Source organism: Bacteroides hominis, assembly GCF_033042785.2.
Classification (GTDB): domain Bacteria; phylum Bacteroidota; class Bacteroidia; order Bacteroidales; family Bacteroidaceae; genus Bacteroides; species Bacteroides hominis.
In genome coordinates this window covers 1,373,308-1,397,459 of the sequence record NZ_CP178829.1, presented here as the reverse complement: position 1 = coordinate 1,397,459, position 24,152 = coordinate 1,373,308, and the positions used below count along the sequence as shown (strand labels likewise).

Annotated in this window: 12 protein-coding genes; 5 read left to right on the top strand and 7 right to left on the bottom strand. The window is 44.6% G+C overall.

Translation table 11 applies throughout. From position 1 onward, the window contains the following. Positions 1 to 16: 16 nt before the first annotated feature. From R3O62_RS06035 to R3O62_RS06020, 4 genes are all read right to left on the bottom strand, one after another. A complete protein-coding gene (locus tag R3O62_RS06035; RefSeq protein ID WP_022012522.1) occupies positions 17 to 445 on the bottom strand; it encodes a hypothetical protein in 429 nt (142 codons plus the stop codon). A gap of 97 nt (positions 446 to 542) precedes the next feature. Further along, the gene (locus R3O62_RS06030; RefSeq protein WP_022012521.1) at positions 543 to 1,256 is read right to left on the bottom strand and encodes a DUF3823 domain-containing protein; all 714 of its coding nucleotides are present in this window, start codon (positions 1,254 to 1,256) and stop codon (positions 543 to 545) included. Between the two features lie 20 nt (positions 1,257 to 1,276). After that, complete coding sequence (locus tag R3O62_RS06025; RefSeq protein WP_032540380.1) at positions 1,277 to 3,130, bottom strand: RagB/SusD family nutrient uptake outer membrane protein; 1,854 nt, start codon at positions 3,128 to 3,130, stop codon at positions 1,277 to 1,279. A 6-nt stretch (positions 3,131 to 3,136) separates the two neighbouring features. Next, positions 3,137 to 6,340, bottom strand: a complete 3,204-nt coding sequence (locus R3O62_RS06020; RefSeq protein ID WP_317472441.1) for a TonB-dependent receptor — start codon at positions 6,338 to 6,340, stop codon at positions 3,137 to 3,139. Positions 6,341 to 6,684: 344 nt separating this feature from the next. On the opposite strand from R3O62_RS06020, the gene R3O62_RS06015 reads away from it, so the two are divergent. Beyond that, complete coding sequence (locus R3O62_RS06015; protein ID WP_317472442.1) at positions 6,685 to 10,302, top strand: glycoside hydrolase family 38 C-terminal domain-containing protein; 3,618 nt, start codon at positions 6,685 to 6,687, stop codon at positions 10,300 to 10,302. 368 nt (positions 10,303 to 10,670) lie between these two features. On the opposite strand, the gene R3O62_RS06010 is transcribed toward R3O62_RS06015, so the two are convergent. From R3O62_RS06010 to R3O62_RS06000, 3 genes are all read right to left on the bottom strand, one after another. Beyond that, a complete protein-coding gene (locus R3O62_RS06010; RefSeq protein WP_317472443.1) occupies positions 10,671 to 13,178 on the bottom strand; it encodes a glutaminase domain-containing protein in 2,508 nt (835 codons plus the stop codon). A 95-nt stretch (positions 13,179 to 13,273) separates the two neighbouring features. Then, positions 13,274 to 15,088: a glycoside hydrolase family 2 protein gene (locus R3O62_RS06005; protein ID WP_317472444.1), complete on the bottom strand. Its 1,815-nt coding sequence runs from the start codon at positions 15,086 to 15,088 to the stop codon at positions 13,274 to 13,276. Between the two features lie 101 nt (positions 15,089 to 15,189). After that, a complete protein-coding gene (locus R3O62_RS06000; RefSeq protein ID WP_005822801.1) occupies positions 15,190 to 16,296 on the bottom strand; it encodes a family 43 glycosylhydrolase in 1,107 nt (368 codons plus the stop codon). A gap of 277 nt (positions 16,297 to 16,573) precedes the next feature. Between R3O62_RS06000 and R3O62_RS05995 the strand changes: the two genes are divergently transcribed. From R3O62_RS05995 to R3O62_RS05980, 4 genes are all read left to right on the top strand, one after another. Beyond that, the gene (locus R3O62_RS05995) at positions 16,574 to 18,637 is read left to right on the top strand and encodes a beta-L-arabinofuranosidase domain-containing protein (RefSeq protein WP_317472445.1); all 2,064 of its coding nucleotides are present in this window, start codon (positions 16,574 to 16,576) and stop codon (positions 18,635 to 18,637) included. A gap of 36 nt (positions 18,638 to 18,673) precedes the next feature. Next, complete coding sequence (locus R3O62_RS05990) at positions 18,674 to 20,710, top strand: beta-L-arabinofuranosidase domain-containing protein (protein WP_317472446.1); 2,037 nt, start codon at positions 18,674 to 18,676, stop codon at positions 20,708 to 20,710. Between the two features lie 115 nt (positions 20,711 to 20,825). Beyond that, positions 20,826 to 22,610 carry a glycoside hydrolase family 2 protein gene (locus R3O62_RS05985; protein WP_122130139.1) on the top strand — a complete coding sequence of 595 codons (1,785 nt, stop codon included), beginning with the start codon at positions 20,826 to 20,828 and terminating at the stop codon, positions 22,608 to 22,610. Between the two features lie 285 nt (positions 22,611 to 22,895). Further along, positions 22,896 to 24,062 carry a glycoside hydrolase family 76 protein gene (locus R3O62_RS05980; RefSeq protein WP_250705022.1) on the top strand — a complete coding sequence of 389 codons (1,167 nt, stop codon included), beginning with the start codon at positions 22,896 to 22,898 and terminating at the stop codon, positions 24,060 to 24,062. Positions 24,063 to 24,152 lie beyond the last annotated feature (90 nt).

Genomic DNA, 24,152 nt, shown 5'->3' with positions numbered 1-24,152 from the left:
TTAACCAGTTATCAAATTATCTTTCTCTGATATAATAATACCGAGTTTCATATTTAATAGTAGAGCTACTACTACTCTCATTGTAACTGGTACTTATGGTAAAAGCTTCAGTATTGATCTCATCAGTTATAATTTCTCCTGTCCAACTATCGGCTGTATAAAATAAACGATCATCTGGTACAATACCATGCCCATGACAGTTGATCTCAACATGCCCTCCTCTTTTAGTCATAATCTTTAGTTTTCTTTGAGAGGAATCTAAAAGTTCAATAGAATAAAAAAGACCAGATCCACTCTGTCCCGCAGCTTCTAAATAATACTCAGTAGCTGTCACTTTATTCGTGCTACTTACTTCTGCTACTTCATCCTTCGATGTATTAGCCATTACATTTGTCATACCAAAGAATGCAAATGCCAACATTGCGATAAAGAATTTCTTGTTCATAATACAATTAATTTAAGAGTTAATAAAAGGTTTATTGAAAAAGAAAAAGGTATCAGGAAAGCCCGATACCCTTTTCCCTATTAAACATTGATATGAATTATTTCAGTCGGATTACTTCAGAGTAAATTCCTTGATCAGAACCTTTTGGCCATATACAAATACGGCCGAAAAGAGTACCTCTTTTCAAAGCTGTTTGAAACATTTTATTGTCTGTATAGTCCTTAGGAGTAAACTCATAGCGTGCACCTGTTACATTTATTTCAGCCATTTTGGCACCATCTGCATCATCAAAACGATCAACATTATGTTCACCATCATTTATGTATTGAGTTGTTCCTAACATAAAGAAGACACGGTCTATTTCTTTCCCCGCAATCTTTTCTACATTGAAGGAAGCTGTCACTACATTACCATTCAGTTTCATCTCAGCATTTCTGACCATGTAATAAGGAACGACCTCTACATTTTGTACAGTATTACCAGAGACAATAACATTAATAGTATCGCGGCCTTCTTCTGACCAAGGGCCATTACCACTTTTGGTGATCAATTGATACTCACCATCAAATAAGCATGCGGAATAAGCTCCGTCTTGATTTACAAAAACTTCAATCGGATCATGCTTTTCATAACCACGCTGATAAAGGAACAATCGGACCGCCTCATTTCCACGTAGTTGCAAAGCCTCTCCTTCATAAACGACCTTTCCAGTCAGCATTGATTCCGGAGCATCATAATTATCCTTTGTACAACTGGTAATAACTATCATTACCAATAGTAGTGCTGAAAAAATTTTGGATATTGCTTTCATTATTTCTTTCTAATTTAAGATTATTGATACGGGTTCTTCACCAGTTTCGGATTGTTATTCAGCCAACCATTATCTAACTCAGCATAATAATGTTTAGGTAGACATTTCAACGGATTTCTATAATAACGATTCATGTTTTCTTCAAAGAACACCCATTTTCCATTCTTATCATCGTCAGAGACAACTAAGAAAGGCCACAAGCCACGGCGTGTAGCCGTGATATCCATTTCTGAGCCTGTCCAGATCTTATCAGCTTGACGCCAACGTTTCAAATCCCACCAGCGATGGCCTTCAAAGGCAAACTCTACTTGATTCTCATGCATAATCTGTTGATGGTTAACAGAAATCAATTCTTTAACACCTGCTCTGGAACGTACTGCATTTATATATTTCAAAGCAGTAGCATCACTTCCACCATTAAGTTCATAAGCAGCTTCTGCAGCTATCAAATAAGCCTCAGAGAGACGGAAATAAACATTCCACATTTCAGATCCACGGTCGGTTCCCGCAGAAGTCGTTTTATCAAGATATTTACGGATATAGAAACCTGTACGATTACATTCACGTTGGTCATTACGAACCATCGGACCATTCAAGGCTGTAACATATCTTCCTTGATCATCTTTTTCTCCAAGGCTCTGACCCAATTTCTGTTCCCACTGTCCATCAGCGTTTTTAATCCATTGCCCTGTTTGCAAAACGACAGTTTTATCTCTAAAAGAAGAACCAGGATAAAGAATCGTTCCGGCTAAACGAGGATCGCGACCTTCAAATAAATCTTCGGGATTAGTATAAAATTTAGGATCATCCTTTGTACCAACATCAAACTTAGCCCCTTCTCCCGGAGTATCTGTAGCTATAGGTTCAAAAGCTTCTACCAGATTTAGTAATGCAGATAAACGGCTATTTCCTCCATCTTCGGCACCATCATGGGGCTGTACTGACTTGGTATAACCATGAGTTTGTCCCGGATAAATATAATCACGTGACCAAATGACTTCTGTATTGCCATTTTTTTCACATACAGCCTTAAAGAAGTTGTCTGCTTTCTCTTGCGGAGTAGCATCATCAGCAACTCTCATCAAAGAATATTTTCCACTATTGATAACCTCTTCTGCAGCAGCTAACGCTTTCTTATAATAATCAGTTGCTTTCTCTGAAGAGATACCTACTACTCCTGTTTCCGGATTCAACAATGGATAATCGGCAACTGTATTGTATCGGGCAATAGAACCTGCATAAACAGCTGCTCTTGCTTCAAGCATTTTTGCGGCCCATTTAGTTGCACGAGCTCCATTCTTTGAAGGTTCGGTCGGCAACATTTCCGCAATGGCCTTACACTCTTCTATAATATAATCATACATTTCAGACTCTGTTGCACGAGGAACCTGAAGAGTAGTAATATCCATACCAGAAGTATAATCGTACACTTCATCGCCTACAATCGGCATTCCTCCCAAAGTACGACAAGTACAGAAATAAACCCATGCACGTATAAAACGAGCCTCTCCTTCCATAGGAGTTTTATCAACTTCAGACAATGCGGTCGATTCTCTCAATCCTTTTAAGAATTGGTTGATATTACGGATCAATGTATAATCATATGTACGCCACCAGTTACGATCAACTTCCTGATCATCTTTAGTATCATAAGTAATGGCCTCATCCAACAGAGCGAACCCATCCGTATCTCCTACATGTTGGCCTAATGATATACGTTCATAGAAATTAGCCAATACAGATTTTGTCAGATTGACATCTCCATAAACTTGATCTTCCGTCATAATGCGATCTGGCTTTTGGTCCAGAAATCCACTACAACTACTTAATGCCAGTGCACAAGCAGCAACAGCTATAAAATTTCTCTTTTTCATTGTTTGCTAAAATTTGAGGTTAATACCAAGATTTATAATACGTGGCGTTGGGTAAATCAAGCCATTATCTTTAGAACCTTCCGGATCAATAATAGGTACATTAGTCAATGTCAACAGGTTGGTTCCAGACAAATATACACGCAAATTACTAATACCCGATTTTGCTAACAAAATTTTCGGTAAAGTATATCCGAACTCCAAATTACGCAATTTGATATAACGTACATTATGCAGCCAGAATGTACTCTTTTCATAAGCAGATACTTCAGCATTATTCATACGTATCAAAGGATATTTACCAGGAATCAACTCACTATCAGCATCCCAAACATCTGCTAAATGCCAAGCATCCTTCAATACTTCATCGGGACTATTTCCATCATTCTGGAATGGACGTGCTGTTTCCCATTTTTGCATCCATGAAGTCATTCCGGAACCTGTCCAGTCCATCGAGAGATCAAAGCCCTTCCAACTAGCAGATAAATTGATACCAAAGTTCAGGTTAGGAGTTCCATCCTGTCTGTAACCAATAGGACGTTCATCCATAAAATTAATAACACCATCGCCATTTACGTCCTTGTAGATGATATCACCCGGCACAACTGTACGATTACCTTTACGGTCAATATCTACCGGATAAGTCGCTATCTGCTCCCAATTTTCAAAGCGTCCGACAGCCTCATATCCCCAGTTTATATAACCTACACGATGCCAAATACTATTGCGATATCTATCCCAAGAGTTACTGCGACGATCATCATATTGTTCCCAATCATAGAAACGAGAATAAGTCACATTAGCGCCAGCGCTATAATTGAAATCATTGATATTATCTGTCCAACGCACCATTGCATCATAACCAATATGGAGATCTGATCTCAGATTCTCTTTCGGCAATCCAAAACCAACCTCAGAAGGTAACAATACATCATAACGTGATTCCGGGATACCTGTACGTAATCGGCGGAAGAAGTCAAACTGAGCGGTCAACCGATTATTGAAGAAGCCCATATCCACACCAATATCCAATATTTTGGCTTTTATCCATGATAATGTCTGATTGGGCAATCCACGAGGAGCAGATCCTACAACATACTGTCCGTCGATAACCGAACCTCCTTTATTGTAGTCATAACCGGCCAAATAATCAAATGCAGAATAATCACTTACATTATCATCTCCTACTACACCATAAGAACCACGAATCTTAAAGTCAGAGAAAATATTTGCCAATTTACTCTCTTGCCAGAATTTTTCCTGAGAAATTCTCCATCCTAAAGATGCTGAAGGGAAGAATCCCCAACGATTTCCCGGACGGAACTTCCAAGAACCATCCCAACGACCAATAAATTCAATTAAATATTTATCAGCATAACTATAATTGATGCGTCCTAAATATCCCATTCGAGCTTGGGTATCATTTCCGTTATCATTAAACGTTTTAATTTCTTTAAATTGAATCAAGTTCAAATTATTAGCTACCGGACTTGAGATTATATTGAAATTCGGACTCTTGCGCTGAGAAGCTTCAAAACCGGCAATAGCATTAATATAATGATCCCCAAACTTACGATCAAAATTCAATTGGAAATTAGAGAATAAATCTTCATTTCTATGACGAATACGTTCACGATAAGGAGTATTCATTGATTCAGCTACTTCATAAGTATCATTAGCCTGATTATATCGATACAATTTAAAAGGATATTCATGATTTTCCATTTCTCTATAAGCGAAATAGTATCCCACCATTCCCTTGGCCTTCAATCCTTTCAGTAGTTCGTATTCTGCTGTAGCCTGCATTTGAAGCACACGCCAATCATCCGTCATCTTACCAGAGTTCTCATAGTTCAAAAGGGCAAAATTGGTATTAATATCTGTTGAGACCTTTTGCGGATAAAGAGGATTATCATTCGCGTACGGCCCCATTGTCGGCCAGTTCTTCAAGTTAGAATACAAAGGAAGATCATAATCATCACCTCCCGGAACTCCAGGATTCTTACGTGATTCGATACGACCATTCATACTTGCTCCAATCTTAAAACGATCATTGACTTTCATATCAATATTCATCTGAACATTGGTACGTTTGAATCCACCATAATTACGAACTGTGGCATCTTGATTGATATGTGACACAGATACATAATAGTTGGCTTTATCCGAACCTCCGGAAAAGTTAGTATTTACATAATATTGTGGAGATGTCTTCCAAATATAATCTCCCCAGTCAAATCCTGTATAACCTTTCTCCGTACCAGCCATCCACTTATCATAATCCTCTCTTGAGAATTTACGTTCTCCATCAGTTCGGCCGGCCCAAGTCTCAGCAGCTGTATATGCATTTACATACGTTTTAGCATCAGCGGGTTGAATCCATCTTGAGTTTTTCTGCCAGCCATAATAAGCATTGACAGAAACTGTATTTTTACTCTTCTGTTGTCCTTTCTTAGTAGTTACCACTACTACACCATTAGCAGCACGAATACCATAAATAGCAGCAGAAGCATCTTTCAATATTGAAATGTTTTCAATATCATTAAAGTCCATATTATTAAATTGCCCCTCATCCGACTGCACACCATCAATCACAAACAGCGGGGTACCCATATTACGAATCTGCAATGCAGTAGAAGCACCAGGACGACCATCTTGCATACGAGTATTCAGACCTGCGATCTTACCAACCAATGCTCCTGAAGCAGTAGATGCAGCTGAACGCTCGATATCCGTTGATTTAATCGCAGAAACGGCACCTGTCAAAGTAGCTTTTTTCTGTGACATACCGAAACCGGTAATAACGACTTCATCGAGTACTTTTGTGTCTTCCTGTAGAATTACTTTAACTGTGTTTGATGCGCCTACGTTTACTTTTTGTGTTGTGTAACCAATAAATGAGATTTCAAGTGTAGTTTTAGGGCCGACACTCAGCGAGAATTCACCGTTCATATCGGTGATGGTACCAGTCGTGCTTCCCGGCTCTTTTACATTAGCACCAATTACCGCTTCGCCATTGGCGTCGATAACTATACCCTTTACGGTCCGTTGTTGTTGAACGGAGTTCACAGCCCATACAGTTTCTGCTGCCGGGTTTTCGGCGCTGGCGAAACTGTAGGCACTTGGCAAAAGCGAAAAGGCAGCCATACAAAGTGGTATGCGCCACATTCTGCTACGACTTGCGAGCCAAAACATTTGTTCTTTTTTACGCATAGTACATAAATTTAAAAAACAGGTTCTATAAATCTTTAATGTATAAAAGCATCGTTATGGAAATAATCCCCGGGATATAAGACGGGATGTATTTCATAGTATAGCTCTTACGGTTTCGAAACATTGCAAAGGAAAGTTATATTTAGCTAATAAGACGATAATTTTCGTTCAATAAACAACAAAATCTGTTCTTTTTCAATATTTCAACCCTATTCACAGAGCCTCAAAACGACATCTGAACAGATTCTGCTATTTATTGAACAGTATTTTTCATCTCCTTTCTACGAATTTGGTCACCTTTGTATAATTCCTCATTTATTAATTAAATAATGTATTAAGCAAACATGAAATTACACATTGCTATGCTGGCAGCTACCCTGCTGTTATCCGGAGGAGCCTCGTACGCCCAAGGGAATAAACAGGAAAAAAAGGCGAAAGCCTACATGGTGGCAGATGCCCATCTGGACACTCAGTGGAACTGGGATGTACAGACTACCATTAAAGAGTATGTTTGGAATACGATCAGCCAGAACCTGTTTCTGCTGAAAAAGTATCCGAACTATGTGTTCAACTTTGAAGGCGGAGTGAAATATGCCTGGATGAAGGAGTACTATCCTGCACAATACGAAGAAATGAAGAAGTACATCGGGGAAGGCCGCTGGCACATTTCCGGAAGTAGCTGGGACGCAACGGACGCTCTGGTACCTTCGACTGAATCGTTCATCCGCAATATTATGCTGGGACAACAGTATTACAGACAAGAATTCGGAGTAGAAAGCACGGACATCTTCCTGCCCGACTGTTTCGGATTTGGCTGGACACTGCCTACCATCGCTTCACATTGTGGACTGATTGGTTTCTCTTCACAAAAGCTGGACTGGCGTGTGCATCCATTCTATGGTAAGAGCAAGCATCCGTTTACAATCGGCTTGTGGAAAGGAATAGACGGATCGTCTATCATGCTGGCACATGGATATGATTATGGCAGAAGATGGAATGACGAAGACCTTTCAGAAAACAAACAACTGAAAGAGCTGGCAGGCCGTACACCTCTTAATACAGTATACAGATATTACGGTACAGGCGATATCGGCGGATCACCGACACTGGGGTCCGTCCGATCTGTGGAGAAAGGGCTTCAAGGGAACGGTCCGGTAGAAATTATCAGTGCGACCAGCGACCAGCTTTATAAAGACTACCTTCCTTATAAGAATCATCCCGAACTACCGGTATACGACGGTGAACTGCTGATGGACGTTCATGGTACAGGATGCTACACCTCTCAGGCTGCCATGAAATTGTACAACCGCCAGAACGAATTGCTGGGAGATGCTGCCGAAAGAGCTGCCGTAACTGCCGAATGGCTGAATCAGGCCAAATACCCGGGAAGCACCATCAATGAAGCATGGAAACGCTTCATTTATCATCAGTTCCACGATGACCTGACAGGAACCAGCATACCGCGTGCCTACGAATTCTCATGGAACGATGAACTGATCTCACTGAAACAGTTCTCCAATGTACTGACTTCCTCCATCCATGGCATCGGCAAAGAATTGGATACACGGGTTAGCGGTATTCCGGTAATCCTTTATAATGCACTGGGATTTGTGGTTACAGATATTGCGGAAATAGAACTTGACCTTCCGAAAGCTCCCAAAGGGATAACGGTGTACGATGAAAAGGGCAAAAAAGTATCGGCTCAACTCATTTCTTATACCGACGGAAAGGCACGCATCCTGGTAGAAGCAACAGTTCCGGCTACAGGATATGTGGTATATGACGTACGCACATCGGGAACCGCCACAGGTGATGTTGCCCCCAACGTCAATACTTTGGAAAACTCCCTGTATAAGATTACATTGGATAAAAACGGAGATATCGTCTCTCTGACTGACAAAAAGAACGGCAAAGAGCTGGTGAAAGCCGGGAAAGCAATCCGCCTGGCACTCTTCACTCAAAATAAGTCGTACAACTGGCCGGCATGGGAAGTGCTGAAAGAGACAACTGACCGAACTCCGGTTTCGATTACGGATGATGTAAAAATGACTTTAGTAGAGAACGGAATCTTACGTAAATCGCTTTGTATAGAGAAACGTCATGGAGAATCGGTATTCCGCCAATATATACGGCTATATGAAGGCAGCCGTGCAGAACGCATCGACTTCTATAATGAAGTAGACTGGCAATCGACTAACGCACTGCTGAAAGCCGAATTTCCTCTCAACATTGAGAACGAGAAAGCTACATACGACTTAGGTATCGGAAGCATCGAACGTGGAAATAATATCGAAACCGCTTATGAAGTATATGCACAATATTGGGCCGACCTGACCGATCGTGACGGAAGTTATGGTGTATCGGTGATGAACGACAGCAAATATGGATGGGACAAGCCGGATAACCATACGATCCGCCTCACACTGCTTCACACACCGGAAACACGCAACGGTTATGCATATCAGGATCACCAGGATTTCGGACATCATGTGTTCACTTATAGCCTCGTACCACATCAGGGAAAGCTGGACAAGCCCGGTACTGTGGAGAAAGCTGAGATACTGAATCAACAGTTGAAAGCCTTCCGTACTGAAAAGCACAAAGGAAATGCCGGAAAATCGTTCTCGTTTGCTTCTTCGGACAACCGCAACGTACTGATCAAAGCACTGAAAAAAGCGGAAGAAACCGATGAGTATGTAGTGCGCGTATACGAAACCGAGGGTCGGAAAGCACAGAGTGCCACACTGACTTTTGCCGGTGAGATCATCAGTGCCAGCGAAGCCAACGGTACGGAAAAGGCAATCGGCGATGCAACTTTCGAAGGAAACAAATTGCAGGTAAACATTACTCCTTATTCTGTAAGAACTTACAAGGTTCGCCTCAAACCATCGGGACGTGAGGCATCTCCGATCGAATATGCCGCTTTACCGCTTGACTACGACCGCAAATGTGCTTCTTATAATGAATTCCGCGGAGAAGGCGACTTCGAATCGGGTTATTCTTTTGCTGCCGAGCTCCTGCCGGATTCACTGATAGCCGGTCAGATCACTTTCCGCTTGGGAGAAAAAGAGATTGCGAACGGAATGACTTGTGAGGGTGACACCTTGCAACTGCCTGCGGGAAACAAATACAACCGTCTCTATATCCTCGCCGCCTCTACCGAAGGAGACAATCAGGCCGACTTCCGCATTGGCAAGCAGACCGCTTCATTCGTTGTGCCTTCTTATACCGGCTTCATCGGCCAATGGGGACATAAAGGACACACCGAAGGATATCTCAAAGACGCCGAGATTGCCTATGTCGGTACACACCGCCATGCATCCAACGGTGATCAGCCTTATGAATTCACTTATATGTTCAAGTTTGGTATGGATATTCCGAAAGGAGCTACCAGTGTAATCTTGCCCCGAAATGAGAAAGTGGTTTTGTTTGCTGCTACCCTGGTTACCGAAAATGAACCGGCTACAACCGTTGCCGGCACTCTTTTCCGCACCAATAACGTAGGCAATGCAGCCACTGCCGGAGAAGGTAAGGAAGTAGTACGCGAAAATATCCTGAAAGGAGCTAAAATCATTGCTTGTTCAGGATACACCAACGACGAAGAAAAACCGGACTTCCTGCTGGATGGTAAAACGGATACAAAATGGTGTGACGTTTCACAAACGCCGAACTATGTAGACTTCGATCTGGGTAAAGCACAAAACATCAGCGGTTGGAAGATGGTGAACGCCGGACAGGAAAGTCACTCATACATCACCAATGGTTGCTTCCTGCAAGGGAAAATGAATCAGAGTGACGAATGGACTACTCTGGATGCTATCGACGGTAACCATGCAAATGTCATTTCACGTCCGCTGAACTATGACGGAAAAGTACGTTACATCCGTCTGCTTGTGACCCGTCCTACACAGAGCACCGGAGGCAGAGATACACGTATCTACGAACTGGAAGTTTATAAATAATGCAAATCAGTAGTGGAAGATTTGAAATTCAACTACTAACTTGCATAAACAAAGAAATAAGAAGAGTGGCTAATGGTTATGTACTGTCAGCCACTCTTTTTTCACATAACTCCCCTCAGAGTTTGATTTGCCTTGACATATCCCTGAATTTCAGTGCATCCTTCCTATCCAAGTTGGCCAACCTTGGTGAGTTAAGCAGACTGGGCCTACGGCCAGCATTGATTCACACCCAAACATCCTTATTAGTTAATTAGTTAGGAGCTCCAATGGAGTATCTTCTATAGGGAAATTAAGAAAGGGTTGTGTCCAAGCCGAACAAGCTTTGGATACAACCCTTAACAGTAAACTCTATTATATACCGGTTCTTATTATTTCTGCATTTTATCCATCAATACCTTCATCCAATAGCCACCGATTACAGAGCGTGCCTTGAAACCGACAAATTTACCACTATCGGTATAATGCCAGTCGCTCAGTGGAACGCGTGATACGGTTTCGTTGGCATACTTATATATGGGAGAAATGAATTTCTCAAAAGTCGCTTTGTCCGAAGACATGGCAGCACTCCACATAATCCAGTCGGACTTAGTATATTCTTTGCGGGAATCCAACGGGAGACCATAAAGATTTTGTTTGGTCAGATAGTAAGCGACTTCTTTCTCCATCACATTGTTGGGGAAGAGGTGCAGATTCCACATTTTGTCCCAAATCATATTGTATTTCTGACTCCAGGTATTCTCACGGTCGAAAGCCAGACGGTAATGATCGCCTTCGCGTGCCATTTGTTCCCATTTGGTGGCCATGACTTTGGCTTTAGCGGCATACCGGTCGGCTACATCATTCATACCGAGCATACGGGCCATTTCGCTATAACCGGCTACTCCCATGATGGCTTTTACCGAAAGATTGGCATTGTGTGCCCAGTGCCCGGCAAAGTCATCGGTACAAAGTTGATTTTCGGGATCTTGTCCGTATTCTACCAAATAATCCGTCCAGATAGTCAGTAAATCCCAATACTTCTTGGCGTAATCGGCATTTCCTTCTACTTTGGCAATAGCAGCAGTCAGGACCACCATATTTCCACCCTCTTCAATCGGCATATCTCCTCCGTAAACCTGTCCGTTCGCAATAGGATATGTACCTATGTCATGAGCCGGGAAAGGTTTGTTCCAACGTCCGCTGGCACTGTATTCAAAAATACTGGTCATCATACCTTTCTGCAATTCGGGGTTATAAGCCAGGAAGAGAGGGGCAGACGGATAGGTAAGGTCGACGGTATTGATACAACCGTTACTATTGTTCTCTTTAGAGAAGAAGAGCAAGTTACCATCCGCATCCTTGAACAGCTTATGGGCGGCAATCACTTGGCGGTAAGCGAGCGCACACAGTTCAGAGTATTCTTTGCCACCTGCTTTTTCTGCATCGTTCAGAATCATTTGGTCGTAAGCGCGACAGCGTTCCATAACAGATGCATAATTGGCCTTGGCACGTTCGAAGGCATCAAAGATAGTCACTTTACCGTCATGTTTCCAGTAAGCCATACGAGGCTGGTAGAAGTATTCAATAGCTGAGATATCATCATATCCCAACATCAGGAAGCCGGATTTGCCATCGGCACCTACTTTGCCCAGGTTATCGGTATAGGCCATAGCCGGCATCTGGTCGGCACGACGGGTCACGCATTCGGCTTGCGTGGGCAATAAAGTACCCTTAGTCGCAAATTCGTTCTTCATGCCATAATAGTTACCCAGGCTTACAGCCGTATTGGCACCTATATTTCCGGCCAGATAAGCATATCCCCAGTCAATGCAGATTCCATCTCCTTTTCGTCCGAGGATAGGCTGATCGATGGTTCCCGCCTGCACATAATTGATACCGTTACGACGGATCACTTTCGAACGGGTAGGTTGCGTCAGTTCATTGATGGCAAGCTGTGGAGTGGTCTCTACATACATCTGCACATCGTGCTGTTTTTTATCCAGCGAACGAACGCGGTAAGAAATATAATTAACGGGAGTAGACAACAAATCGAGGTCGTCCATCATCAAAGGTGCGGTAAACACCAGGTCCAGTTCCACCGGACCGCAAGTAAACGTGTAGTAAGTTTGTGTGGGGAGTACGCTTACCGATTTCTGGACGGCTGCCGTCTCAAAGCCCGTCGTCTGTTTGTTCAGGCGATAAAGGCCGAAATCTACATAAGCACCTCCTGTTGTGTTGTGACAGTGTGCGGCAAGTACGTTTTTTCCTTTTTGCAGCTTCTTCTTGGCTGCGTCCGATAGTTCGAGTAATACGTCGTTGTTCCATGAATAGTCCGTAGCAACCAGCTTTTCACCATTCAGGTAGAGTTCGAATACATCGTCGTGCGAATATTTCAGATAGATGGTTTCTCCGTTCAGGTCGTCATTGATCTGAAATTCACGACGAACCCAGATATCCGGAGTAGTCCAGCGAGTCTGGACACGAGGCATATCGGGAGTACCGAAAGCACCTTGTCCCTCTTTCCATCCGGCAGCATTGAACGAAAGGGTATTCCATCCCGCAGCCGGCTGGTCAAAAGTATAACTTCCCTGCCAGGTATCGGTATCCGTCATCGGAACAAGAGTCTCAAGGTTCAACTTATCTTTGCCCATAAAACGATAGGTTTTCCCATCCACACGTATGGCACCCAACAAAGGATGTTCCGTTCCGGTCCAATGCATCGTGCTGCTTTCATTCAGTGCATCTGTGGGCGACCAGATGGACAGATAAGGGTCGGAAGTGATGAGAGGCACTGCCGGAGCACGCAAAGCTACATTTTTACTCGCTTTATACAAATCGGCTGCCTGTGCATTACATAGCATACCGACTGCTAAAGCCATTGCAAATAGTTTTTTCATTATTTTATTTATTTGTATGTTTCACTCAAAATCGTATCCTTCAACAATCTATACCTTAATCAAAAACTTGTGTACCTATCGACACCCTACTCTAATCACTTATTTAAAGAATTGCATATCTTGGTATTGATAGCCTTCACCTGGGCTTCATTCACCTTAATCACCTTACGGTCATATGTCATCAGTCCGTTCACTTCCATTTCCACATCAGTGGTCTGTGTGTAGACAGCAGCCGAGAAACCTCGCTGAATCAACCGGTACAATTCATTGCCGTACTCAACATATTGTTTCGTTACTTCCTCCGGAGAATTGAACTTTACGTATCCCCAGTTGTGATTCGGTTCCCAAAGGTGTTCGTTTAATGCCAGTCCGATACCACCATATTCACCCAATACAGTAACACGTCCGGCATCATAGAAGTCGAGGGACGGATTGGGATAATGATGCAAATCGAGAATGTCACCACAAGGGAAGTGATTACCGCCACTTGCCGGGTTCACCAAGCGTGAAGGATCATACTTCTTTGTCCATGCCGCAATATCTTCGGTCTTGAACTGTCCCCAACGCTCATTGAACGGAACCCATACACCGATGCAAGGATAGTTGTACAAATAGTCCATGATCTCTTTCCACTCTTTACGATAAATCTGTTCCGACTCTTCACTACGATTCAGCTCGTTACCCGTGAAGTAATTATACATCTGCCATTCCGGCTCACGGTCACCGTTCGGCATATCCTGCCATACAATGATACCCAGTTTATCGCAGTGTGTATACCAACGTGCCGGTTCCACCTTCACATGCTTACGGATCATATTGAATCCGAAGTCTTTGGTTTTCTGGATGTCATACACCAACGCCTCGTCTGTCGGAGCTGTATACAACCCGTCGGGCCACCAACCCTGATCGAGCGGACCAAACTGGAACATATCTTCATTATTCAGTTGCAGACGTACAATTCCGTTCTTGTCACGACGGGTAGAATATTTACGCATAGCTGTATAACTGTCTACTTTATCAGTCACTTTACCATTATTCAACAGAGCTATCTGCATGGAATAGAGAGCCGGAGAGGCAGGACTCCACAATTTTGCATCGGCAGGCATCTGAATGTCGATGGTCTGGCCATTCAGTCCTTTTCCGGTAGCAACCAATTGTTTGCCATCGAACACTTTCACTTCAATAACTTCGGAAGGACAACCGGTACTGGTAGCAACATCTACGGTCAGTTTCTTTCGGTCGATATCCGAAGAAGTACGAACATTCGTTATATGACGTTCGGCCACAGGTTCCATCCAAACAGTCTGCCAGATACCTGTCACGGCCGTATACCAGATACCTTCGGGACGGTTCACCTGTTTGCCGCGAGGCTGAGGTCCGCGGTCTGTCGGATCCCATACTTTCACTACGAGCTTATTGTCTCCCTTAGCAGCCAAAGCAGCTGTAATGTCAAGCGAGAAAGGAGTAAATCCGCCGGTATGCTGCCCTACTTTAATATCATTCACCCAAATATCGGCTTTCCAGTCTACAGCACCGAAATTCAGCATCACCTTTTTACCTTTCCAAGTGGCAGGTACAGTGAAGTTACGCTGATACCAGAGTTCCTCATCGGGACTTACTTTCTTACCAACACCTGAAAGGCTGGACTCTACGGCAAAAGGAACCAGGATCTGTCCTTCATAAGCCGAAGGAACGGCTCCCTTTTCTGTGATGGCATAATTCCACAAACCATTGAGGTTTTTCCACTCTCCCCGTTCCATTACCGGACGCGGATACTCGGGCAGTACATTCTCAGGATTTACCTGTTCAGCCCACTTTGTCTTGATTTTGTCTCCTGCCGGTTTCCATTGTGCAAAAGCGGAAGTAGCCATCGACGCTGTCAGAACTGCAATTAAAATGCTCTTTTTCATTGTCTTAAAATTATGTTTAACCTATTGATTACGCAATACGTTCCCCGGGGCAGGTAGTCGGCTACCTGTCAAACTAAGGAAAAACGTTCTAAATAACTATTTTATTTCAAGGGAATACCCGAAGGCTTCGGCAAGGCGACTCCTGCACGAACCGGAATCCCTAAATCGGGCATTCCGTTAGCATCCCATCCTATTTTCTGTATCCGCGGATTGCGGGTCTCAGGACTACCGGTATCTCCGTTGGTTACCTGACGGGCATGGTAAATCATATACCACTCCGTGCCATCGGGCGAAGGAACAAACGAGAGACCACCCGGACCGTATACTTCGTTTTCCAACGATTGCTGGAATACCGGAACCGGACTTTTTGTCCAAGAGGCCGGATCGAGCAGATCACTTTCGGCATCGGCAGTCAGCATTCCGATGCAATAATAAGGTGACCATGAACCACTGGCGGCATAATAGAGAATCAATGTCTTATTATCCTTCGAATGGAAGAACTGAGGTCCTTCATTCACATAAATAGGATAAGCCGTACGGCTACCATCCGGATTTACCCACTGGCGTTCCCACTCATATTCGGGTCTGGATATCAAGACACGAGGAGAGTCAAGTGTCCACGGGTCTTTCATCCGGGCAATATAGATACATTGAGTTTCAGCATTGGTTCTTCTCTTGGGCCAACCGGACCAGGCTAAATAACGAACTCCCTTATGTTCGAAAGTAGTGGCTTGTATACCCCAATTCCATTCGGGATTGGTCATAATGCTCCCCTTCATTTCAAATTTACCCTGCATGGGATCGGGAGAAGAGTTTTCAAGTACGTACAACTGATGGTTGTCCGTATTGCCATCATCGGCAGCATAATAAATATACCATTTATCATTTATATAATGAATCTCCGGTGCCCAGAGGTGACAACAATTGGACGGATCTTCCGGACGCCACACCATTTTACAAACAGAGTGAGCCATATCGGTAATGTCAGACGTTTCCCAAAGCAGGATTTTATCTTCTGTCCCATGTGTATAATAATACTTGCCATTATGGAACAGAGCACTCGGATCGGCTCCTTCCGGAAACAAAGGATTTACATATGTATCCTTTGCTGCACTTACCGACCTCTGTTTCTGCCCGCCGTTCTTGTTTCCACAACCGGCGCAGAAGAATAAGGTAGTAATAAATAGCAGGTAGATCTTTGTTTTCATAGCTTTTCGTTATTAAGATGCTACAAAGAAAAAACATTTTCGTTGAATAAAGGGATAAATACTGCTCAATAAACAAAAGAAACTGTTCTTTTTATGCTCCTATTGTTCACTGAACCTGTATTTCACATCTTATTGGTCAGTAATTGCTATTTATTGAATAGTTTGTTTCACACATTTCATGCAGAATTCACAAACTTTGTAGCATGATATCAGACGAAGCTACTGATTTGTATCGAAATAACCCCTAAATAATAACCATAAGTAAAAACACCCAAACATGAAAAAGATGAAAAATCTGAAAGGAGGCCTGGCAGGAATCCTGATTACCGCCGGATTACTGGCAGCATCGTGCACTTCCGATCAATCATCGTCGGCAGTAGCTATAGTGAATCGGCCCGACTGTGCACAAACCAACGTAAATTATGTAGGAAACCGCCTGCCACTGAAACCGATGAACTTCATTAAACTACCTGTAGGAAGTATCCAACCCGAAGGATGGTTAAAGAAATATCTGGAACTACAGAAAGATGGACTGACGGGGCATCTGAATGAAATCAGCGCATGGCTGGGTAAGGAGAACAATGCCTGGCTGACCCAAGGAGGAGACCATGGATGGGAAGAGGTTCCCTACTGGCTGAAAGGATATGGAAACCTGGCCTATATATTAAAGGATCAGAAAATGATCGACGAGGCCAAGATATGGCTTGAAGGTGCATTTGCCAGCCAACAGCCTGACGGATATTTCGGTCCTATCAACGAACGAAACGGAAAAAGAGAGTTGTGGGCACAGATGATCATGCTCTGGTGTCTTCAATCCTATTACGAATATTCAAATGATCAACGGGTTATTGACCTGATGACCAATTACTTCAAATGGCAACTGAGTGTACCGGATGAACAGTTTCTGGAAGATTATTGGGAGAACAGCCGTGGCGGGGACAACCTGTTAAGCGTATATTGGCTCTATAACCGTACAGGAGATCAGTTCTTACTGGAACTGGCTGAGAAAATACACCGTAACACAGCAGACTGGACCCGTCCGTCGGCATTGCCAAACTGGCACAACGTGAACATCGCGCAGTGTTTCCGCGAACCGGCTACCTATTATATGATGACGGGAGACTCGACCCTGCTGAAAGCATCTTATAATGTGCACAACCTGATCCGCCGTACTTTCGGACAAGTGCCGGGCGGTATGTTCGGTGCCGATGAAAATGCACGTATGGGATCAATTGACCCGCGCCAGGGAGTAGAAACCTGCGGATTGGTGGAACAGATGGCCTCGGACGAGTTGATGCTGTGTATGACCGGCGATCCTTTTTGGGCAGAACACTGCGAAGAGGTGGCATTCAACAGTTATCCGGCTGCCGTAATGCCGGACTTCAAAGGTTTGCGTTATATCACTTGTCCCAATCAAACTGTCAGTGACTCAAAGAACCATCATCCGGGCATCGACAACCGGGGACCTTTCCTGGCAATGAATCCCTTCAGTAGCCGTTGCTGCCAGCACAATCATGCACAGGGATGGCCTTACTATGCCGAACATCTGATTCTGGCCAGCCCGGATAACGGTATAGCAGCCGCTATGTATGCTGCCTGCAAAGCAACAGTGAAAGTGGGTGACGGAAACGAAATAACTCTTCACGAACAGACTAACTATCCTTTTGAGGAAACGATCCGGTTTACGGTAAATACTCCGAAAGCAATAAGTTTCCCCTTCTATCTGAGAATTCCTTCATGGACAGAGGGTGCGACTATCTTTGTTAACGGCAAAAAGGTAGCGGCCAACCCCGAAGCCGGACAATATGCCTGCATCCATCGCGAATGGAAAGACAATGACCAAGTGGAAATTCAGCTGCCGATGCAACTTTCGATGCGTACATGGCAAGTGAACAAAAACAGTGTAAGCGTAGACTACGGTCCGTTGACAATGTCACTGAAAATTGACGAAGATTATGTGAAAAAGGACAGCCGCGCTACGGCTATCGGTGACTCTAAATGGCAGGAAGGCGCCGACGCCAGCCAATGGCCGACATACGAGATCTATGCAAAAACTCCTTGGAACTACGCATTGGTACTCGGCAAGGACAAACCTTTGAAAGACTTTAAAGTAGTACGCAAAGAATGGCCGGCAGATAACTTCCCGTTCACCGTAGCAAGTACACCGATTGAAGTAAAAGCCATCGGACGGAAAGTTCCTTCATGGATCATCGACCAATACGATTTGTGCAGCGAACTCCCTGAAATGGATGCACCGAAAGGAGAGAAAGAGGAAATTACACTGATACCGATGGGAGCAGCCAGGCTGCGTGTTTCCGCTTTCCCGAACACCAAAGAATAAAACTTTCTGTACCCAAACATTAATAGAAAAACACTCATGAAGAAAAAGAATACGTTTACATATCTGCTTATCGGACTGGGCCTCTGCTTCTCTTCTTTAGGAAGCGGGCTCCGGGCCGATACCCCCGAAAATTATACCAACAACCGCTATCCGTTGGTGCGCAAACCTTTTATGGAACTGCCATTGGGCAGTATCAAAGCTAAAGGATGGCTGCAGGAAATGCTGGTCAGGCAGAAAAACGGGGCTACCGGACAAATGGATAAACTGTATCCGTTAGTGATGGGCGAACGCAATGGTTGGCTCGGCGGCGACGGTGACCAATGGGAAAGAGGACCGTATTGGATTGACGGATTACTCCCACTGGCATACCTTCTGGACGACGCACAGCTGAAGGCCAAAGTACAACCCTGGATAGAATGGGCTTTAAATAGCCAGCGGGAAGACGGATTCTTTGGCCCGGCCAAAGACTATCCGGGAGAAGCCGGCATACAACGGGACAACTCACACGACTGGTGGCCACGCATGGTAATGTTAAAGATACTTCAACAATATTATTCCGCCACCAATGACCAGCGGGTTATCCGGTTCATGACCAACTATTTCCGCTACCAACTGAAAACTTTACCGGAAAAACCACTGGGCAACTGGACCTTTTGGGCAGAATTCCGTGCTTGTGATAATCTTCAGGCTGTGTATTGGCTTTATAATATCACCGGAGATTCGTTCCTCCTTGATCTTGGCAAACTGATCCATAAACAGAGTTTTAGTTTTGTAGACATGGTGAACCGGGGTGACCTGAGACGCATCAACACAATTCATTGCGTCAACCTGGCGCAAGGCATCAAAGAACCTGTCATCTATTATCAACAAGAACCGGACAAGGCATATCTCGATGCAGTGAAACGTGCTTTCAGTGATATTCGCCAGTTTCACGGTCAGCCCCAGGGAATGTATGGCGGTGACGAAGCTTTGCATGGCAATAATCCAACTCAGGGTTCCGAACTTTGTTCGGCAGTGGAACTGATGTATTCGCTGGAGAAAATGGTAGAGATCACAGGTGATATCGATTTCGCCGACCATCTGGAACGGATTGCATTCAATGCACTGCCTACCCAAATTTCTGACGATTTCATGACGAAACAATATTTCCAGCAAGCTAATCAGGTAATGGTGACACGCCACCGCCGCAATTTCGATCAGGATCATGGAGGAACGGACAACTGTTTCGGACTATTGACAGGATATCCTTGTTGCGCATCGAACATGCACCAAGGATGGCCCAAATTCACGCAGAGCCTTTGGTATGCCACACCGGATGGCGGACTGGCTGTTACAGCATATGCCCCATCGGAGGTGACGGCCAAGGTAGCAGAAGGCTGCATGGTGACTTTCTGTGAAGACACTTACTATCCGATGGATGATAAAATCAGTTTCACACTCCAATCTATGGACAAGAAACGGAAAGAAGTCAACTTTGCCCTTCAGTTACGCATCCCCAAATGGTGCAAACAAGCCGATATATCAGTCAACGGCCAGCTTCTTCAGCATGTGGAAGGTGGACGGATGGCTGTTGTAGACCGTATCTGGAGAAAAGGAGACCGCGTGGAACTACACCTGCCGATGGAAGTCACTGCCGATACCTGGTATGAAAATTCGGTAGCCATTGAACGTGGCCCATTGGTATTTGCCCTGAAGATGGAAGAGAAATGGGAAAAGAAAAAGTTTGAGGAACCTTGGTACGGCCCGTATTATTATGCAGTGACTCCAACAGAACCATGGAATTACGGTCTGGTGGACTTCAACCGCAGCAAAGCGAATGAACATGCCCGGGTAACGATTCATCCGGAAAAGCAATCTTCCATATTCCCCTGGAATAAAGAAAATGCTCCGATAGAGATACGGATGAAGGCAAGACTAATACCGTCATGGAAACTTTACAACGAAATGGCAGGGCCTCAACCCTATTCTTTCTGTAGTGGAGGTGAGGGACCGGAAACGGAGATCACATTGATTCCTTACGGATGCACTACCTTAAGAATAACGGAATTTCCGGTAGTAGGAGCTTCCCATTGATTTCCGCAACAAACAGTGATAACAAAAACAACTTAATATTCACACATAAGCCCTCTTTCCTCTTCTCCCTGTAGGGAGGGATAGGGGGGAAAGAGGCTTCAAACACACAATTACAATGAAAAAACTTTTAGCAGCAGCAATGCTATTCATGCTGAACAGTTGGTCTTGTTTCAGCGCAGATACTCCGCGAGCGGAGTATCCCCGTCCACAGTTCGAAAGAGAACAGTGGATCAACCTGAACGGTACCTGGACATTTGATTTTGATTTTGGAAAGTCGGGAAAAGACCGCCGCTTGCAATCGGCAGAGAAATTTGATAAAAACATTACGGTACCTTTCTGTCCGGAAAGCAAACTCTCGGGAGTGGGCTATACCGATTTCATCGAACAGATGTGGTACCAGCGCAACATCACCATTCCATCGGACTGGAACGGAAAGAAAATCTTCCTGAACTTCGGTGCCGTAGATTATTGCGCAGAGATTTTTATCGACGGTAAGTTCGTACAGCGTCACTTCGGCGGTTCATCTTCGTTCGCTGTAGACCTGACCCGTTATGTTACACCCGGAAAGACTCATAACCTGGTAGTATTTGTGCAGGACGACCTCCGCTCCGGACTCCAGACCGGAGGAAAACAATGTGGTAACTACTATTCGGGAGGTTGCTCATATACCCGTACTACCGGTATCTGGCAAACCGTATGGATGGAGGCCGTTTCAGCCAATGGACTGAAATCGGTATTCGTCCGTCCGGATATCGACCAGAAGCAGCTGGTCATCGAACCGGAGTTTTACAATGAATCAGCCAACACATTGGAAGTCACTCTAAAAGACGGAAACAAAACCGTGGCCAAAAAGAGCGTAAACTGCGCCAATAGTTCAGTGGTGGTTCTGCCGGTTAAGAACATGAAGCTGTGGTCGCCGGAATCTCCGTTCCTGTACGACCTCGTTTATCAGGTAAAGGATACCAAAGGCAACGTAGTGGATGAAGTAAAATCGTACGCCGGTATGCGTAAAGTACACACAGCCAACGGACGTTTTTACCTGAATAACCAGCCTTATTTCCAGCGTCTGGTACTCGATCAGGGATTCTATCCGGAAGGTATCTGGACAGCTCCAAGTGACGAAGCTTTGAAGAACGATATCGTACTGGGTAAAGAAGCCGGTTTCAACGGAGCACGCCTCCACCAGAAAGTCTTCGAAGAGAGATATTATTACTGGGCCGACAAGTTAGGCTACATCACTTGGGGAGAATCGGCAAGCTGGATGCTGGATGTAAACAAGGAACTGGCTGCCCGTAACTTCCTGGGCGAATGGAGTGAAGTCGTAGTCCGTGACCGGAATCACCCTTCGCTGGTGACCTGGACTCCTTTTAACGAAACCTGGGGTGGCGGTCCGGATGCTTATGTCCGCCTGATCCGCGACGTATACAACATCACGAAAGCCATCGACCCGACCCGTCCGGTAAATGATGCCAGTGGTGACAATCACGTGATAACAGATATCTGGAGTGTACACAACTACGAACAGGATCGTGTCAAACTGACGGAGCAGTTAAAGATGGAAGAGGGCAAAGAGCCTTATCGTAATGCACGCGACAAAGACTTTCTGGCTGTTTACGAAGGACAACCTTACATGGTTGACGAGTTCGGAGGTATCCCCTGGATGGCAGAGAAAGACCGGAAAAACTCATGGGGATACGGAGGCATGCCGGAAAATGCAGAAGCATTCTACAAACGTCTGGAAGGTCAGATCGATGCCTTTATCGACTCACCGCACGTGACGGGATTCTGCTATACACAGCTGACCGACGTGGAACAGGAGAAGAACGGTATCTACTATTACGACCGTACTCCCAAACTGGATATGAAACGGATCAAAGCTATCTTCGAGAAAATAAAGTAAAGAAGGGAGCCTCGCACCCGGGGATGTACCAAAACTCACCACAGAGGATACAGGGTAACACAGAGTGATTTCTAAGTCACGAATGGTTAACATGAATAACCTGTGTAACCTGTGGTGAAAAGGTCCTTGCACCCCGGGAAGCTCTCGACTGCAATCTACAATTTTACTGTTTATGCGAATCAGTAGTTGAGTTATTGTCAAGTCGCACAACCCGCTCACCGGATTAACGCCTATGAACACCGTGCCACCTGCCCGACCACCGATCGCCATTATTTGAATATAAGTATGAGAAAATCATTCATTGCCCTCACCTTCTTGCTGGTTCCTGCCTGTTTGTCGGCACAGTTGGGAGGTAAAGTCTACCTTCAAAGAGCCGATTCACTCCTCCAACGGGTACTGTCTCTCTATGAGGTAAAAAAGTATGGATTGCTGATGGAAACTTATCCACGAAATCCGAATCAACAAATTACGTATACAGCCAACACCGGCTCAGAGGTTACCCAACAAGAAGTATCCTTCTTGTGGCCTTATTCGGCAATGGTGTCAGGCTGTGTATCGCTCTATAAAACATCCGGCGACAAAAAGTACAAGAAACTGATGGACAAACAAATCAAGCCCGGACTCGACTTGTACTGGGATACTACCCGCCAACCGGAGTGTTATCAGTCTTATCCCGCCTTTGCCGGCCAGAACGACCGTTACTACGACGACAATGATTGGGTAGCGATTGACTTCTGCGACTATTACGCAGCCACAAAGAATAAGGAATACCTGAAGAAGGCCATTGCCTTGCACGCTTACATCTATTCCGGATGGTCGGACGACCTGGGAGGCGGTATCTACTGGTGCGAACAGAAAAAGGAATCAAAGAATACTTGTTCGAATGCTCCTGCAACAGTTCTCTGCATGAAGCTCTACAAGCTGACCAAAGAGAAAAAATACCTCGACCAAGCCAAGGCAACTTACCAGTGGACACGTGATAACCTCCGTGACCCGTCTGATTTTGTCTACTGGGACAATAAAAATCTGCAAGGAAAAATCGGTTATGCCAAATATACGTACAACAGCGGACAGATGATCCAAGCAGGCGTATTGCTCTATCAGGCTACCGGCGACGAACAGTACCTGAAAGACGCACAGCAGACGGCCAAAGGTGCCTGCCGGCATTTCCTGAAACCGCAGCCTACGGTAAAAGGGGAAATGAAGTTCTTTCCGTCAAGTCCGTGGTTTAACGTCATCCTCTTCCGTGGCTTGAAAGCTCTTTACGAGGTTGATAAAAATGATACATACGTGAAAGCCATGATAGACAATGCGGACTATGCCTGGCAGTATACCCGTGACGAAAACGGACTGCTGAACAATGACTGGTCGGGCAACCGTAAAGACAAGTTCAAAAGCTTGTTGGAAAACTCCTGCATGATTGAGTTGTATTCGGAAATCAGCGAGCTCTGACGCCATCGGCCTACCACAGAGTTCCACAAAGTTTTAATCTCTTGTTTAACTAAGAAATAGATTCCCTGTGGGACTCTGTGCCCTCCGCGT

What these genes read in the sequence shown, in the direction of transcription:
- R3O62_RS06035 (WP_022012522.1), bottom strand. Translation starts at nt 445, where the DNA reads ATGAACAAGAAATTCTTTATCGCAATGTTGGCATTTGCATTCTTTGGT.
- R3O62_RS06030 (WP_022012521.1), bottom strand. Translation starts at nt 1,256, where the DNA reads ATGAAAGCAATATCCAAAATTTTTTCAGCACTACTATTGGTAATGATA.
- R3O62_RS06025 (WP_032540380.1), bottom strand. Translation starts at nt 3,130, where the DNA reads ATGAAAAAGAGAAATTTTATAGCTGTTGCTGCTTGTGCACTGGCATTA.
- R3O62_RS06020 (WP_317472441.1), bottom strand. Translation starts at nt 6,340, where the DNA reads ATGCGTAAAAAAGAACAAATGTTTTGGCTCGCAAGTCGTAGCAGAATG.
- R3O62_RS06015 (WP_317472442.1), top strand. Translation starts at nt 6,685, where the DNA reads ATGAAATTACACATTGCTATGCTGGCAGCTACCCTGCTGTTATCCGGA.
- R3O62_RS06010 (WP_317472443.1), bottom strand. Translation starts at nt 13,178, where the DNA reads ATGAAAAAACTATTTGCAATGGCTTTAGCAGTCGGTATGCTATGTAAT.
- R3O62_RS06005 (WP_317472444.1), bottom strand. Translation starts at nt 15,088, where the DNA reads ATGAAAAAGAGCATTTTAATTGCAGTTCTGACAGCGTCGATGGCTACT.
- R3O62_RS06000 (WP_005822801.1), bottom strand. Translation starts at nt 16,296, where the DNA reads ATGAAAACAAAGATCTACCTGCTATTTATTACTACCTTATTCTTCTGC.
- R3O62_RS05995 (WP_317472445.1), top strand. Translation starts at nt 16,574, where the DNA reads ATGAAAAAGATGAAAAATCTGAAAGGAGGCCTGGCAGGAATCCTGATT.
- R3O62_RS05990 (WP_317472446.1), top strand. Translation starts at nt 18,674, where the DNA reads ATGAAGAAAAAGAATACGTTTACATATCTGCTTATCGGACTGGGCCTC.
- R3O62_RS05985 (WP_122130139.1), top strand. Translation starts at nt 20,826, where the DNA reads ATGAAAAAACTTTTAGCAGCAGCAATGCTATTCATGCTGAACAGTTGG.
- R3O62_RS05980 (WP_250705022.1), top strand. Translation starts at nt 22,896, where the DNA reads ATGAGAAAATCATTCATTGCCCTCACCTTCTTGCTGGTTCCTGCCTGT.